This window comes from Galbibacter sp. PAP.153 (genome assembly GCF_037029175.1).
Classification (GTDB): domain Bacteria; phylum Bacteroidota; class Bacteroidia; order Flavobacteriales; family Flavobacteriaceae; genus Galbibacter; species Galbibacter pacificus.
Genome location: NZ_JAZEUN010000007.1, coordinates 83,116 through 98,568 on the forward strand (window position 1 = coordinate 83,116; position 15,453 = coordinate 98,568).

Consider the following 15,453-nt stretch of genomic DNA (forward strand, 5'->3'; position numbering starts at 1 on the left):
AGTTTAATGGCTATTAGTTTCCGATATTTTTTCAACAGTAAGGGGCTTCTCTATTTTACCCGTTAATTTTTCTTGCCAGTTGGACCAATTATATTTTTTTGAAAACACCATCAACAAAATAGGGAAAACCACAAAAATGGGCACAAACACATCATAACCCAGCTCTGGTGTGGAAACATCTTTGTATATGGAATGTGTTTGAAAAGCTGTCCAATCGGCCGTTACAAGCAAAGCGGTAATAAGATTGTTGGCGGCATGAAACCCCAAACCGAGCTCCATTCCGTCGTCCATTAAGGTCAATATGCCCAAAAACAATCCCGTACCAATGTAATAAACCATTATTCCATAGCCCAATTGGTAAACTTCTGGGTTAAAAGCATGCAGACTGCCAAAAATAAGCGATGTCATTAACAACGGTGCCCATCGGTTAAGGAACAAACCGGCAAAGCCCTGCATTAAATATCCTCTAAAAATATATTCTTCCAAGCTGGTCTGCAAAGGAATCAATAAGGTGCCGATAACAAAAAGAATAAGAAAAGGAACCAGTTTAAAGTTAAGTTGATAATCTTCTGGAGACACATACACATCTACCATAATAAGTACCCCCGAAATCGATGCCCACAAAACGAAAGAAAAGAAAATACGCTTCCAATCAATTTTTTTCCTTCCCGTTGTTAAGGATGTAATAGATTGACTATGGAATACCTTTACCAATACAAACAAAAGCGGTAAACAAACCGCAAATGGCAACAGCATTAAAAACAAATTAAGGTTGGGTTCCAGTACGCTCAATAGCGCAGTAGTGTCTCCACTGGTAAGGATGCCCGCACCCTCTTTGTAAACAATGGCTAGGACAAAGGGAATCTGCATTATCTGACTTACAAATATTATTATAAGCGATACCAATAAATACCGCCAAAATTCGTGTTTGTAATTAAATACCTGTTTTAAATACATATGCTATAAAATAAAATCCCTTTAATGGGAGTTAACTTGTAATTAAATTTTTGTTCCAGTTTTTTTGGATATTGTAATGCAAGGCACCATTTTTAACCTCCAACGGGCTATCTATATTGTTTGTATACAAACTGCCCGTTCCCAAACCTTGCGGCAATGGGTTTTTCAAGGTATACGTCCATTGCGCTATGGCATTGAGCCCTACGTTGCTCTCCAAGGCACTTGTTACCCACCAACCTATATCCATATTATTGCAAAGTGAGATCCATTCTTCTGCGCCTTTGTAACCGCCAATTAAACTTGGTTTTAAAATTATGTACTGTGGCTTGATAGTTTGTAGCAGTTCTTGCTTTTTTGTTACATCAAAAATGCCAATTAATTCTTCATCCAAAGCAATGGACAGCGGAGTTTGTTGGCACAACTGTTCCATTATTTTCCATTGGCCGGGTTTTATGGGCTGCTCGATGGAATGGATATCCAGCGTTGCCAGTTTTTCCAATTTTGATAAGGCTTCATTTGGAAAAAATGCACCGTTTGCATCTACGCGAAGTTCTATTTCTTTTGCTGAAAAGCTACTTCTTATGGCCTTTAAGAGTTTGAATTCCGTATCAAAATCAATGGCGCCAATTTTCATTTTTATACAATTGAAGCCGGCTGTTATTTTTTCGGAAATTTGCTGGTTCATAAACTTCTCTTCGCCCATCCAGATGAGTCCATTTATGGGGATTGCGCTTTTTCCCTGTGTAAAATCTGAAGGGAATAATTCAAATTTATTTTTACTCTGAAGTGATAAAAAAGCTTGTTCTACACCAAACTGTATTGAAGGAAACTCCAATAAAGCTTTCCACAAGGCTTCTTTTCCCAATTGTATATTCTTACAGACCCAATTAAGCTTTTCTTCATAATGCGGGGTATCGTCAATACTTAACGAGCGTAAAATACCGCATTCGCCAATACCGGTTTTTCCTTCATCTTCAATAACAATAAACCAAGTTTCCTTATGGGTAAGTATCCCTCTTGAGGTTCCGCTGGGACGTTTAAAATGAAGTAAATGTTTTTTATAAGATGCCTTCATTTACAGTTCTATACTTTCACCAATTTCTAATAGCATCAAGTCTTTTCCGGCATTGTAAAACTGTTTTTTAGCATCTTCGTGATCAATTTCAATATATCCAAAAGTATCAAAATGATAACCAAGAACCTTATCGCATTCAACAAAATCTGAAGCCGTAATGGCGTCTTCCACACCCATTGTAAAATTATCCCCAATGGGCAAAATAGCCAAGTCTAACTTGGTACGCAACGGAATGAGCTTCATGTCCATTGTAAGTGCGGTATCGCCGGCTATGTAAATGTTTTTATGCTCGCTCTCTATTACAAATCCGCCGGGTTGTCCGCCATAAGAGCCATCGGGAAAGGAGGACGAATGTATTGCGTTTACGTATTTTACAATACCAAACTCGAAGTCCCAATTTCCGCCATGGTTCATTGGGTGCGATTCAATGCCCATTTTACCGTAATGAGATGCTATTTCGGCATTAGAGACCACTACTGCGCCTGTTCGCTTGGCAATGTTTTCGACATCCAGGACATGATCTCCATGGGCATGGGTTACCAAAATATAATCGGCTTTTATGGCATCGATATCTATGTGCGAAGCCCTTTCGTTCCCCGAAATAAACGGGTCTACCAAAATATGTATATCGTCTATTTGGATTCCTAAGGAAGCATGTCCGTAAAATGTAATCTTCATCAGTTTGATTTTTTGATTAAACAAAGCACAAAATCATAATTAATCATGATTTCCCAGCCTAAAATTAAGGAAATTTAATCGAAATAAAACCAAAAACGAACACCTTGTAAATTCTTGTCGATATTTATTTTGGAACGTAGCTGATTGGCAAGCCTTCTTATAAGGTTCATTCCCATTGAGCCAGACACTTCGGTATCGAACCCATCGGGGAGCCCCATGCCATCGTCTTTATATTCAAACAATATTCTGTTGTCTTCTTCTTTTATCAAGCTAATGTATATGTTTCCTTTGTTGCCGTGCTCAAATGCATATTTAAAAGAATTGGAAATGAGCTCGTTTAAAATCAAACCAATGGGAATAGCCCTGTCTACGTCCAGTTCTGAACTTTCTGCATTGATGTGTATATGAATTTTGTCTCCGTTTTTTTTGTATACAGATTGAATGCTTGCCGATAACGATTCTATGTATTCCTGCATTTTAATGACCGAAAGATCCTCGTTTTGATATAATTTTTGATGAATCAATGCCATTGCCTTTACCCGGCTTTTACCTTCTTCCAAGGCATTTATGGCCGACTTGCTTTTGGTATTTTTTGTTTGAATGCTCAACAAGCTCGATACCACCTGTAAATTGTTTTTTACGCGGTGATGGATCTCCTTGAGCAAGGAATCTTTTTCTATTAATGAGTTTTCTATAATTCGTTTTTGGTTTTCAATTAGGCGCTTATTTTTTGTACTTTTTAAATACGCAACAATTAATCCAATTACACAAAGTATACATAATGCCAGCGCAGAAACACTTAGGTAGATTGCCTTTTCCCGTTCTAAAATCTCTGCCTTATTTTTTTCAAGGTTAAGGCGTTGCCTTTCTATGGTTTCTTTTTGGTTTTTAAGGTCGAATTGCACCAAAAGGCTCAGCAATTGCTTTTTTCTACTGCTATAATCTACCGAATCTTTAAGTTTTACATATTTTTTAAAAAAAAGCGAAGCAGAATCGGGGGAACTGTCTTTTAAGTAAAAATTGGCCCGTAAGCGATTGTAATTAACCGAGTTGGACTTTACTACTTTTTGCTGCTGGACAATACTGTCCAGATATGCCTTTGCCAATTCAAGATTGTTAATTTCCAGGTAACATTCGGCAATATTGCCCCATAAATCGACCGTGGTTTTGGAATACATGCCATTATCGTGTATTTTACTGGCAGAAACCCCAGCCTCTAAATAAGGGAGCGCATCCTTGAATTTGCTCTGGAACATTTTGCATTTTCCTAAATTGCTTTCTATTTTACCTTTTAAGAAAACGGCTTCGTTAAACCTGTCGACACTAATACTGGTATCCTTTAGGTAATTATCGATGCTTTTTTTGGCAGTTTCTATGTCTTTTAGCGCCGTGTATATGGAACCATCTTTTAAAAGATAAACTCCAAGATCGTTGTAATACTTTGCCTTATAAAATTCGTCGTTGCTTGTTTCCAGTTTGGTTTTATTGGCAATTACATATTCCATCATGGCCTGTCTGTACAAGCCTAATTCTGCATATACATCATACAGGACAATAGCTACCCCGGCATTTTTAAGGTCCCTTCTAATTTCCAGTTGCTTATCGTACAATTGCAGCTCTTCATAAAGCTTATCCAGGGTTTTAAGCAACTGTATTTTTACTTCCCTGCCCAGTTTTCCTTCTTTTTGATATAGCAATTCGGCTATTAAAGCTCCTTTATCGTAGTTTCCAACATCGTAATAAAGCTGGGCCAAAATAGTCTTGTATTTAAATACGGTAACAGAATCCTTGTATTTTTCGGCTTCAATTAAAGGTTTGTTTATGGAATCCAGCCAAGTATATGCCGAGCTAATCTGGTAACGGTTATTGGTATTAAAAAAGTAATTGAAACGTTCTTCGGTAGAATTAATCTTTAAAAACTCCTTTAAAGGATCGTTGTTAACGGTATCGGCCTTTTGGGCATAGCAAATTACAACTGCATTAAGCAGCAAGAACAAAAAAACGGTCTTTTTATATGTTGTGTAGCGTTGCAATGCTATTTCTAACTTTAATCCCATAAAATGGGCTTTTATTTTCCGTTGGCACTGTGGCACGAACCGGCCTTTATCGATCGAATACATGTTCCAGGCTGGTTGGCCATCAATATAAAACTTTAAAAAAGCCTAAATACAATATTTAGGCTTTTTTTCAGATAACATATATAATAATTAATCCTCCAAGCGTCATTATTATATAATTAACATCTTAACAGCGCGGTAAACTTAGTCTATATAACCGAAAAAAGTAAATTTTTGTTGTATAAGAAGAGTTTTATGTGGTAAAAAAGTTTAAATATGAAATTCTGTGAAGAATAATACATTTTTACTTGTAAGCAATTGACTGCCTTTTAAAATAAAAAGAGTTTTAAGGGGGGACTTAAAACTCTTTTATAATAACATTATGAAAAAATAAGTTGTCTTTGCTATTAACCAACTTTTTAATTATCAACAGGGCTAACTTATGGCTTCTTTTAGAGGAATAATAATTTTTGTTGTGTAAACGGCATATAGTGTTGTATAAAGCACAAATATGTTCGCAAACATACTTTCTGGTAAATTTTGGCTCTCTATTCTTGGTTGAATTGAAAACAAAAAAAAGAGTTTTAGATTGCTCTAAAACTCTTTTTAAATACCATTTAATTAGGTAGGTAGTAGTAAGTAATAGTATAGGTTTAAGGCTTTGCGTTTTTAATTGATATATTGGGGCTTAATCAATTTTTAACTAACAACACTCCAAATATATACTGCTTACTTAATACTAAAAAATTATTGTTGTATACTCCTCTTTTTATGTGGTTAAAAGACTACATTATGTTGTTAACGAAATTTTAAGAGTTCATATTTGAAAGAATAAACTCCCTAAATTCCTTGGAAATGGGAATGTTTTTCCCATTTATCATGATGTCTTTTGTATTGATGGCTTCAATTTGATCGATATTAACAATATACGACTTATGAGCACGGTAAAATTGCTTGGAAGGCAATTTTACCAGGTAATCCTTTAAAGCCGACCGAACCAAAAAGGTTTTGTCTTCGGTATAAACTTCAAGGTATACATTATCTGCTTTGACATAATGAATATCGTCAAAAGGAATCCTGTAGTAATGTTGGTTCTTTTTAACGAAGATTGAATTTCGCAATACGGAGTTGGAAACCATTTTGCCATCGTCCTCTTCTTCTACGGCCGATCTTTCCGTAATAACCGATGTCTCATCGTTAAAATTGGAAAGCGCGATCTCTATTGAAGTAAAAAGGTCCTGTTGTTCAAATGGTTTTACCAAATAACCGTTTGGTTTTACACTCTTAGCATTCTCTACGGTAGCTTTGTCTGAGTTTGAGGTTACAAAAATAAAGGGGATGTTGTAATTTTGCCTGATATGTTTTCCCAGGTCTATCCCTGTTTTTTTCGATGCGAGAACAATATCCACGAGCGCTAGGTCTATATCTTGGCTTGAGAGTGCTTCTACGGCACTTTCGTAATCTACTACGTTTGCCACGATTTCGTACCCGATGTCTTCGAGCATGGATTGCATGTCGTCTGCAATGATTACATTGTCCTCGACAATTAGAATCTTAATTAGTTGGTCCAAAATTTTGTGCTGTTAAAATCTGTTCTAAATCTACAAAAAAATATTATAACCAAGCAAGAACAGGATTGCAAATAGAAAAGTGCTCAGTGCTAATTTTTTTAGTTCAGGGTCTAATTTTGCTGCATCTTTGGTAAGCTTTACCCTTTTAAGATGCATTATTAAAGGCAGGTACGAGATTAAAAATAACAGGTTGTATGCAGCATTATAATTCAAAATTAAATAGATAATCCCAAAAGCCATTGCCAAAATAATAATACTAAAATGGTAAATTTTGGCTTTGTCTATACCAATTTTAACCACCAACGTATTTTTATTGGCTTTTTTATCGCTGTTCATGTCCCGCATATTATTGAGGTTTAAAACCCCTACACTTAACAACCCGACCGAAAAAGCAGGTAAAAAAACATCAATGCTTAACTGTTGCGTATATAAAAAATAAGTACCTAAAACACTCACCAAGCCAAAAAAAACAAATACAAAAACATCTCCATAGCCCCTATAACCATATGCGGTATTTCCAACGGTATATTTTATGGCCGCTACAATTGCAGTTATTCCCAAAAGAAAAAATATAATGGAGTGATTGAAATTTCGGTTTTCAAAAGACACATAAATAAGAAAAATAGCCGAGGCCAAGGTCAAAATAGTAGTAATGATAATTGCCGTCAACATTTCCCTGTCGGTCACAATACCGCTTTGCAGTGCCCTCATGGGGCCAATACGTTCCATATTATCGGTACCTTTTACCCCATCGCCATAATCGTTGGCAAAATTAGAGAGCACCTGTAGCCCAACGGTTGTAATTAAGGCCAGTATTAAAATAGTGCCATTAAAAAAACCTTCTGAAAAAGCAATGGCCGAACCAACAATAATACCAGATATTGAAAGGGGCAATGTTCTAAGCCTGGCGGCCGATAAAAGAGTTTTTATTTTTGTCATTCAAATAAATTATAGGCCATCTTCAATCTTGATGCGCTTTCCGTTTTTATAAGAAGCTACAAAAGCATCTTGAAAGCCAAGCGCTATGAGTTCCTTTCTAAATATTTTTGCATCGTCTAATGAAGTAAAATTGCCCAATGAATATTTATTGTAAGGTTTGTCCTTGTATTGATTAATGTTCCGAAGTTCTTCTGAATATAAAGAAAGGTCTCTGTTTTCCAGTGCAGCAATTTGTACGGCATAAATAACTTCAGAATTAAGGTCCCTGTAATCTATGGTGCTTATCTCCTGTGGAATATTACTTTCAACCTTGGTTTCGAGCATGGATATTTGTTGCTGGTAATTATCAATTTCATTTGTATTGATAAGCTTTTTGTTTTTGGATTGCAGGTATGTGTCGTTAACATACACGGAAGGTTTTACAAAATATAGGGCGACTCCAACAACAAGAATCATTACAAGTGAAATTGAGGTCCATTTAAAAATATCCTTTTTTCTCAATATCTCTTCTTTTTCTTCCCTTTGTTTACGCAATTCGTTTAAAAGGCGTTCTTCGTTAACCTCTTTAGATTCGATAGTCTTGTGCAAATCTACTAAGTGATGTTCGTCAATGTATGGCATAATACATATCTTTTTGATTAAACAATCAGTTATTTTATGCTACGGAATCCACTTTATATCTTTAAAATTAGGTTTTCTTTTTTCTAAAAATGCATTCCTTCCCTCTTTCGCTTCTTCGGTCATATAAGCCAATCTGGTTGCTTCTCCGGCAAAGACTTGTTGACCAACCATACCGTCATCGGTAAGGTTCATTGCAAATTTGAGCATCTTTATGGATGTGGGGGATTTTTCTAATATTTCCTGCGCCCATTGATAGGCCGTACTTTCGAGCTCGTCGTGTGGAACAACGGCATTTACCATGCCCATGTTAAAAGCTTCCTGTGCGGAATAGTTTCTTCCTAAAAAGAAAATCTCCCGAGCCTTTTTCTGCCCTACCATTTTAGCAAGATAGGCAGAGCCATAGCCACCGTCAAAGCTGGTAACATCGGCATCTGTTTGCTTAAATATGGCGTGTTCCTTGCTTGCCAGCGTCATATCGCAAACCACGTGCAAACTATGTCCGCCACCAACGGCCCAGCCTGGAACTACGGCAATAACCACTTTTGGCATAAAACGTATAAGTCGTTGAACTTCAAGAATATTCAACCTGTGCATCCCATCTTCTCCAACATATCCTTGGTGGCCGCGCGCTTTTTGGTCGCCACCACTACAAAAGGAATAAACACCATCTTTTGTAGAAGGCCCTTCGGCAGACAACAAAACAACCCCAATGCTTGTATCTTCTTGCGCATTGTAAAACGCTTGGTATAATTCACTGGTCGTTTTTGGCCTAAATGCATTTCTAACATTGGGACGGTTAAATGCAATTCTGGCTACACCATTGCATTTTTTATAGGTAATATCTTCAAATTCCTTAACAGTTTCCCACTGTGGTAAGCTCATACTTATTGGTATTTTTTTCAAATGTAACAGATAAACTTTGCATTTCTAAATAAATGCCCGTTTTTTTGAGCAAATACAACGCCTCAAAGCAGTTCTTTGCCATTTTCCCCTTAAAAAAACGTTCTAAATGCTTATACCAAGGATATTCCGTCTTCTTTTATCAGGATTTGCTTGTTTTTGTACAAAACGCCAATAGCCTTTTTAAAGCTTTTTTTGCTCATCCCTAAAATAGCTTTTATGTCTTCGGGGTTGCTTTTATCGTGCAGGCCTAAAAACCCGTGGCTCCTTTTAATGGCCTCCAGTACTTTTTGAGAAGCTGGCTCTAAATTTTTAAAACCAATAGGTTGCAGACTAATGTCTATTTTATGGTCCTCCCTAATTTTTTTTACATACCCCTTTATGTGCTGGCCCAGTTTTAAGTCTTCAAAAATTTCGTCGTTGTAAACCAGCCCCTTATGTTTCTGGTTGATAATAACCTCTACCCCTATCTCGGTAAAACGGGATACAATAAGTTCTACTTCTTGATAAGCCTCAACCGTCAAGACATCGTTATCCATATACTGGTTTGTTTTACTGGAGGCAACCATCCTATCGGTTTCGTCGTCTAGATAAGCATATACCAAATACCATTTGCCGGCCTCCATTTTTCGGGCCTGCTCTTTAAACGGCACAAATAAATGTTTTTCAAGCCCCCAGTCTAAAAATGCGCCAATATTGTTCACCTCTACAGCTTTTAACAGAGCAAATGTGTCTTTGGTTATTTTCGGGGTCAACGTTGTGGCTATGGGACGTTCTTCATGGTCCAGGTAGCAAAATACTGCCAACGTATCTCCAATTTCGTAATGTTCGGGCACATATTTATTGGGCAAAAGTATATCGTTTCCATCATCATCGCCCAAAAACAAGCCCACAGAAGTTTCCCTTAATATTTCAAGCGTATTATATTCTCCTATCTGTATCATTTTATAATTGTAACAAAATAATTGCAAAGGACGCTATTTAATATTGAATTTTTTAATTTTTATATGAATAACTTTCTGTTGATGCATAAATTAAGTTTCCATGTAATAAAACTGAAAACCGGCAACGTCAAACTTCGTTTAAATGAAGATTATATATACAAATGTCTTGCAATTTCCCATAAATTAACCCCGTAAAGCTGTCAATTCAATAAATGTTATTAATTTTGACACTTATGCAACAACATGTAAACATAAAGAACAAAAAGGCCCGTTTTGAATATGAAATTTTAGACAAATATGTGGCGGGCATCGTTTTATCGGGAACAGAAATAAAGTCCATACGACAAAGTAGGGCTTCCATTGCCGAAAGTTTCTGCGAATTTAATGATGCGGGCGAGCTTTTTGTTATCAACATGACCATTGAAGAGTATACGCATGCTACGCATTTTAACCATAACCCAAAAAACGCCCGCAAGCTTTTGCTAAACAAAAGGGAGTTGAAAAAATGGCATAAATCGGTAAAAGTATCGGGAAACACCATTGTACCGCTACGGTTGTTTGTTAACGACCGCGGTTTGGCCAAAATGGAAATTGCGCTGGCAAAAGGTAAAAAACTGTACGACAAGCGCGAAACCATAAAAGACCGCGACAACAAGCGCAATCTGGACAGGATAAAAAAAGCTTATAATTAGCTGTTTTTCCAGGTAGTTGTTGAGTGTTAGGGATTAGTGAAAAGGGAAGAGTGAAAAAGGGAAAAGTGATGAGGTGGTTAGTTATTTGTTAATGGTTAATTGTTGAACCTCTGAACTCTCAACTCTCAACACATAGCATCGTAACAACATAACAGCGTAACAATCTTAAACCTTGAACTTTGAATCCTTTTCCTTGTTAACTTTATCGACTCCTTACATTACGCGACTTCTCCTTCGTCGAAGTGACAGTGATTTTAGTAAAAAGTGAAAAGGGACAAGGGATTAGTGAAAAGCGACAATAATCAAGTCCAATGATAATAGCATAGTTACGTAACATCGTAGCTACATAACAACGAGAACTGACAAATTAACAGTTAACTATTAACAAGATATCTAGCCTAAAAATCAGCCCTTTTTATCTTCATCTACAACAGCAATTTCTTTTGGTGCCTTCCAAATGCTTAAACATATCAGTCCGGATATCAACAAAGAGGCAACTGCACCTACTATAAAAAAAGTCCTTCCGTCATTACCCCTGTCCAACGTATAATCCAACACGCCAAAAAGTACAATCCCTAGAATAACGTCTAGTCCTAATTGAATAATCCAATAAGCAATTTTTCCTTTTTTGGTAAGTTTATTTAAAAATAATCTGTCGAGCATATTTTATATGTTTAATTTCTATCTTCAAGCATTGGTACAAACCTAAATTCGCCAAATTCATGTTTTTCAAATTCTTTGGGGGACTTTCTCGTGTACAATGTCATGGTTTGAACGGCATCACCAACCGGAATTACCAGCCTGCCCCCTACTTTAAGTTGCGCCATAAGGGGTTTGGGCACAAAAGGAGCCCCGGCGGTTACAATAATACCATCAAATGGAGCCTCGTCCGGCAAGCCCTTGTAGCCATCTCCAAAAATCATTTTTTTGGGCTTGTATCCCAGTTTCGGGAGGAATAGGTTTGTTTTTTTAAACAATTCCTTTTGTCTTTCAATGGTATAGACCACGGCACCCAATTCCAGCAGCATGGCTGTCTGGTATCCGCTTCCGGTACCTATTTCCAAAATTGTGTCGCCTTTTTTTATGTTCAACAATTCCGTTTGGAAAGCAACTGTATAGGGTTGGGAAATAGTTTGACTGGCACCAATGGGAAAAGCTTTGTCTTGGTAGGCATGATCTTCAAAACTGCTGTCCATAAACAAATGTCGGGGAATTTTCTTTACGGCATTAACAATCCGCTTGTCCGAAATTCCTTTTTCCTGTACAATCCCGGCCAGTTTGTTACGCATTCCTTGGTGTCTATAGGTATCTTTCAAGTGTTAGGTTTGTTTTAATCGTGGAGTAAAATTATAAATTTTCAATCGAACTTCTATGCCCTATTTTCTACTTATATCATTATCAGCTGTAAAATAACAAGTTAAAGTTTTCAACAATGGTATTGCCAACAATTAATTGCGTTGTATACCCCATGGCTTATAGATACCGTATTTCCTTCAGAAAACAAAAAGCAACAGCATCTTTATTCTCTTTTTTTATGCTATTTTTAAAAACACTTATTAATAAGGTTGAAAGAATCCATCAATAACCTTATTTTTGTTAAAAAACATATAGTATGCTTAAAGCAGGTGTTCTAGGTGCCGGTCACCTTGGAAAAATTCATTTAAGGCTTATCAATCAATCTGATAAATACCAACTGGTTGGTTTTCACGACCCTGACGAAAAAAACGCCAAAAAAATTGTAAAAGAATTTGGTTATAAATATTATCCATCCATCGAAGAACTTATAGATGCCGTTGATGTTGTTGACATTGTAACGCCCACGCTATCTCATTACAAATGTGCCGTTCAGGCCATTAAAAAGGGGAAACACGTTTTTTTGGAGAAACCCATTACCAAAACCATTGAACAGGCCGAGGAACTTATTTTATTGGCCAGGGAAAACAATGTAAAGGGACAGGTTGGGCATGTGGAGCGCTTTAATCCCGCATTTATGTCTGTAAAAGACAAGATAGAAAACCCCATGTTTATAGAAACACACCGTTTGGCGGAGTTCAACCCGCGTGGTACGGACGTTCCCGTTGTCCTGGACCTTATGATCCATGATATTGACATTATTTTAAGTGTTGTAAAGTCTCCGGTAAAAAGCATTAACGCAAGCGGGGTTTCGGTAATTAGCAAATCTCCCGACATTGCCAATGCCCGGATTGAATTTGAAAATGGTTGCGTTGCCAATTTAACGGCTAGCAGGATTTCGCTTAAAAACATGCGTAAATCAAGATTTTTTCAACGCGATGCCTATATTTCGGTAGACTTTCTTGAAAAACAGGTAGAAGTTGTAAAAATGAAGGATGCTCCAAAGAAACCGGACGAGTATGCACTGGTATTACAAAATGCAGAAGGCGATAAAAAGCAAATCTATTTTGAAAACCCCAAAGTAACCCAGAACAATGCCATTCTAGATGAACTGGAAACTTTTGCCGATGCAATTAACAACAATACGGAAACCGCGGTTAGCCTGGAACAAGGCACGGCAGCCCTAAAAGTGGCCATGCAAATTGTAAGTCTCGTGGAACGCGGCTAAAACCGGGGTTATTAATTACAAATATTAAATATGACGACTCTAAAAAAAATAGCAGTAATTGGTGCTGGAACAATGGGAAATGGCATTGCGCACACTTTTGCACAAAACGGTTTTTCGGTTAATTTGATTGATATTTCTGAAGACTCCATACAGCGCGGACTACAGACCATAGAAAGAAACCTTGACCGTATGCTGGCCAAAGAAAAAATTTCTGAAAAAGAAAAAGCCAGTACCTTAAAAAATATCAACTCTTTTACAGATACAAAAAAAGGTGTTGAAAATGCCGATCTTGTTATTGAGGCCGCAACCGAAAATGAGGCCCTAAAACTTAAGATTTTTGGCGATTTAGGTAAATTTTGCTCAAGTTCTACCATTTTGGCCACCAATACATCTTCTATTTCCATTACAAAAATAGCAACTGCGGTTGCCCATCCCGAGCGTGTTATCGGCATGCATTTTATGAATCCCGTTCCCATCATGAAATTGGTAGAAGTCATAAAAGGCTATAATACCAGCAACGAAGTGCTATCTTCCATATTCCAACTTTCTAAAACCATAGGGAAAGTTCCCGTGGAAGTAAACGATTATCCGGGCTTTATTGCCAACAGAATATTAATGCCCATGATCAACGAAGCCATAGAATCGCTTTACAACGATGTTGCCGGAGTTTACGAAATCGATACCGTTATGAAACTGGGAATGGCCCACCCCATGGGACCCTTGCAATTGGCAGATTTTATTGGTTTGGATGTTTGCTTGTCCATTTTAAACGTATTGTATAGCGGATTTAAAAATCCAAAATATGCACCATGTCCGTTATTGGTAAACATGGTTACCGCAGGAAAGCTGGGCGTAAAATCCGGAGAAGGCTTTTACGATTATTCCGAAAGTAAAAAAGCCGAAAAGCTAGCTAAACAGTTTTTGTAAGCAGTTGGTAGTCAAAATAAACCAAGAACCTGAAACCTCAAATAGTGATTAGTGAAAAGGGATTAGGGAATTGTTAATTGTTAATGGTTATTAGGGAAGAGGGAAAAGTGATTAGGGATAAGTTATTAAACTTTGACCCTTTGAACCTCTGGAGTCTCAACCCTCAACAACATAGCATGATAGCAGCATAACAACCAAAAACCTGAAACCTGAAACCTGAAACAAAAAAACAATCGTTAACTATCAATAGAAAAAAGTATGGTAAAAATCATTCCATTTGCGGCAGTACGACCTACCAAGGACAAAGTAAGCCTTGTAGTGTCCAGGTCGTATGAAGATTACCCCACCAACGAGCTTAACGCCACTTTATCATACAATCCGTTCTCCTTTTTGCACATTATCAACCCGGGGTATAAATTTCATCATGACATCTCTGGCGAAAGGCGTTTTTCATTGGTACGGAACCGCTATTTGGAATTTATAGAAGAAAATGTTTTTACAAAAGATGAAAGTCCGTCGTTGTATATCTATAAAATAAAAACCCGAAAAGGGGATTTTTGCGGCATCTTTGCTGGTGCCAGCGTAGAAGATTATCAAAATAACAGCATAAAAAAACATGAAGCCACATTACAAACACGGGAAGAATTGTTTAAGGATTACCTAAAAACAGTAGGCTTTAATGCAGAGCCAGTGCTCCTTACCTACCCCGATAATGCAGAAATCGATGCTATTATAACAACGGTTACCAAAGAAATACCCGAATATGAGTTTGCTACCACCGACAAGGCAGTTCATTGTTTATGGAAAATCAGCAATTTAAAAATTATCGATACCATACAGCAGGTATTTAAAAAAATGGATTGCGTTTATATTGCCGATGGGCATCACCGTTCTGCATCATCCAATTTATTGGCAGAAGAATTAAAGAGCAACAACCCAGACCATACCGGAAAAGAGCCTTACAATTATTTTATGAGCTATTTTATACCGGAATCCAACCTAAAAATATACGATTTTAACCGGATGGTAAAAGACCTGAACGGATTGAGCAAAGAGGAATTCCTAATTCAGCTCGACGAGCATTTTAGAATTGAAAACCGTGGCGACGACCTATACAAGCCTTCAAAAAAACACCATTTCGGTATGTATCTCGATGGTGAGTTCTATTCGCTCTACCTTAGAAAACATTACGAGTTCAGCAATTCATTGAGCGAACTGGACACTCATATTTTATACATCACGGTGTTAAAACCCATTTTGGGGATAGAAGACCTGAGAAACGACAATAGGATTGAATATGGTTATGGGAAATACAATACCATTAAAATGAAAGACTTCATCGATCAGGGTAAATTTAAGGTTGGTTTCAGCCTTTTTCCCATAAAGGTGGATCAAATGAAAAAAATATCGGACGAAGGCCTTAAAATGCCGCCAAAATCGACTTACATAGAGCCCAAACTTAAAAGCGGACTCACTATTTATGAGTTTTAGAAAGCATTAGTTAAAAAAGA

Annotated in this window: 15 protein-coding genes; 4 read left to right on the forward strand and 11 right to left on the reverse strand. The window is 37.1% G+C overall.

Annotation, left to right across the window (positions count from 1 at the left end):
* Positions 1-3: 3 nt before the first annotated feature.
* The 9 genes from UXI14_RS05855 to UXI14_RS05895 form a co-directional block, all read right to left on the reverse strand.
* Positions 4-957, reverse strand: a complete 954-nt coding sequence (locus UXI14_RS05855; RefSeq protein ID WP_335965320.1) for a CPBP family intramembrane glutamic endopeptidase — start codon at positions 955-957, stop codon at positions 4-6.
* Positions 958-988: 31 nt separating this feature from the next.
* Positions 989-2,032, reverse strand: coding sequence for an o-succinylbenzoate synthase (locus UXI14_RS05860; protein WP_335965321.1), 1,044 nt, complete (start codon positions 2,030-2,032; stop codon positions 989-991).
* The gene (locus UXI14_RS05865; protein ID WP_335965322.1) at positions 2,033-2,710 is read right to left on the reverse strand and encodes a metal-dependent hydrolase; all 678 of its coding nucleotides are present in this window, start codon (positions 2,708-2,710) and stop codon (positions 2,033-2,035) included.
* A gap of 74 nt (positions 2,711-2,784) precedes the next feature.
* Positions 2,785-4,767 carry a histidine kinase dimerization/phosphoacceptor domain -containing protein gene (locus tag UXI14_RS05870; RefSeq protein WP_335965324.1) on the reverse strand — a complete coding sequence of 661 codons (1,983 nt, stop codon included), beginning with the start codon at positions 4,765-4,767 and terminating at the stop codon, positions 2,785-2,787.
* An 809-nt stretch (positions 4,768-5,576) separates the two neighbouring features.
* Complete coding sequence (locus tag UXI14_RS05875; protein ID WP_335965326.1) at positions 5,577-6,338, reverse strand: response regulator; 762 nt, start codon at positions 6,336-6,338, stop codon at positions 5,577-5,579.
* Positions 6,339-6,368: 30 nt separating this feature from the next.
* Positions 6,369-7,277 (reverse strand): 1,4-dihydroxy-2-naphthoate polyprenyltransferase, encoded by a 909-nt coding sequence (locus UXI14_RS05880; protein WP_335965328.1) that lies wholly within the window; start codon positions 7,275-7,277, stop codon positions 6,369-6,371.
* Between the two features lie 9 nt (positions 7,278-7,286).
* On the reverse strand, positions 7,287-7,898 hold the full coding sequence (locus UXI14_RS05885) for an SPOR domain-containing protein (RefSeq protein WP_335965329.1): 612 nt from the start codon (positions 7,896-7,898) through the stop codon (positions 7,287-7,289).
* A 39-nt stretch (positions 7,899-7,937) separates the two neighbouring features.
* On the reverse strand, positions 7,938-8,780 hold the full coding sequence (locus tag UXI14_RS05890) for a 1,4-dihydroxy-2-naphthoyl-CoA synthase (RefSeq protein WP_277899400.1): 843 nt from the start codon (positions 8,778-8,780) through the stop codon (positions 7,938-7,940).
* A gap of 131 nt (positions 8,781-8,911) precedes the next feature.
* A complete protein-coding gene (locus tag UXI14_RS05895) occupies positions 8,912-9,742 on the reverse strand; it encodes a S1-like domain-containing RNA-binding protein (protein WP_335965330.1) in 831 nt (276 codons plus the stop codon).
* Positions 9,743-9,975: 233 nt separating this feature from the next.
* Here UXI14_RS05895 and smpB point away from each other — a divergent pair, with 233 nt between their 5' ends.
* Positions 9,976-10,434 carry an SsrA-binding protein SmpB gene (gene smpB / locus UXI14_RS05900; RefSeq protein ID WP_335965331.1) on the forward strand — a complete coding sequence of 153 codons (459 nt, stop codon included), beginning with the start codon at positions 9,976-9,978 and terminating at the stop codon, positions 10,432-10,434.
* A 405-nt stretch (positions 10,435-10,839) separates the two neighbouring features.
* Here the strand turns inward: smpB and UXI14_RS05905 are convergent, their stop codons facing one another.
* A complete protein-coding gene (locus UXI14_RS05905; RefSeq protein ID WP_335965332.1) occupies positions 10,840-11,097 on the reverse strand; it encodes a hypothetical protein in 258 nt (85 codons plus the stop codon).
* An 11-nt stretch (positions 11,098-11,108) separates the two neighbouring features.
* Positions 11,109-11,750 carry a protein-L-isoaspartate(D-aspartate) O-methyltransferase gene (locus UXI14_RS05910; protein ID WP_277899404.1) on the reverse strand — a complete coding sequence of 214 codons (642 nt, stop codon included), beginning with the start codon at positions 11,748-11,750 and terminating at the stop codon, positions 11,109-11,111.
* Between the two features lie 296 nt (positions 11,751-12,046).
* Here UXI14_RS05910 and UXI14_RS05915 point away from each other — a divergent pair, with 296 nt between their 5' ends.
* From UXI14_RS05915 to UXI14_RS05925, 3 genes are all read left to right on the forward strand, one after another.
* Positions 12,047-13,015, forward strand: a complete 969-nt coding sequence (locus UXI14_RS05915; RefSeq protein ID WP_335965333.1) for a Gfo/Idh/MocA family oxidoreductase — start codon at positions 12,047-12,049, stop codon at positions 13,013-13,015.
* 30 nt (positions 13,016-13,045) lie between these two features.
* Positions 13,046-13,942, forward strand: coding sequence for a 3-hydroxybutyryl-CoA dehydrogenase (locus UXI14_RS05920; protein WP_335965334.1), 897 nt, complete (start codon positions 13,046-13,048; stop codon positions 13,940-13,942).
* A gap of 258 nt (positions 13,943-14,200) precedes the next feature.
* Positions 14,201-15,433: a DUF1015 domain-containing protein gene (locus UXI14_RS05925; protein WP_335965335.1), complete on the forward strand. Its 1,233-nt coding sequence runs from the start codon at positions 14,201-14,203 to the stop codon at positions 15,431-15,433.
* The last annotated feature ends 20 nt before the right edge of the window (positions 15,434-15,453 follow it).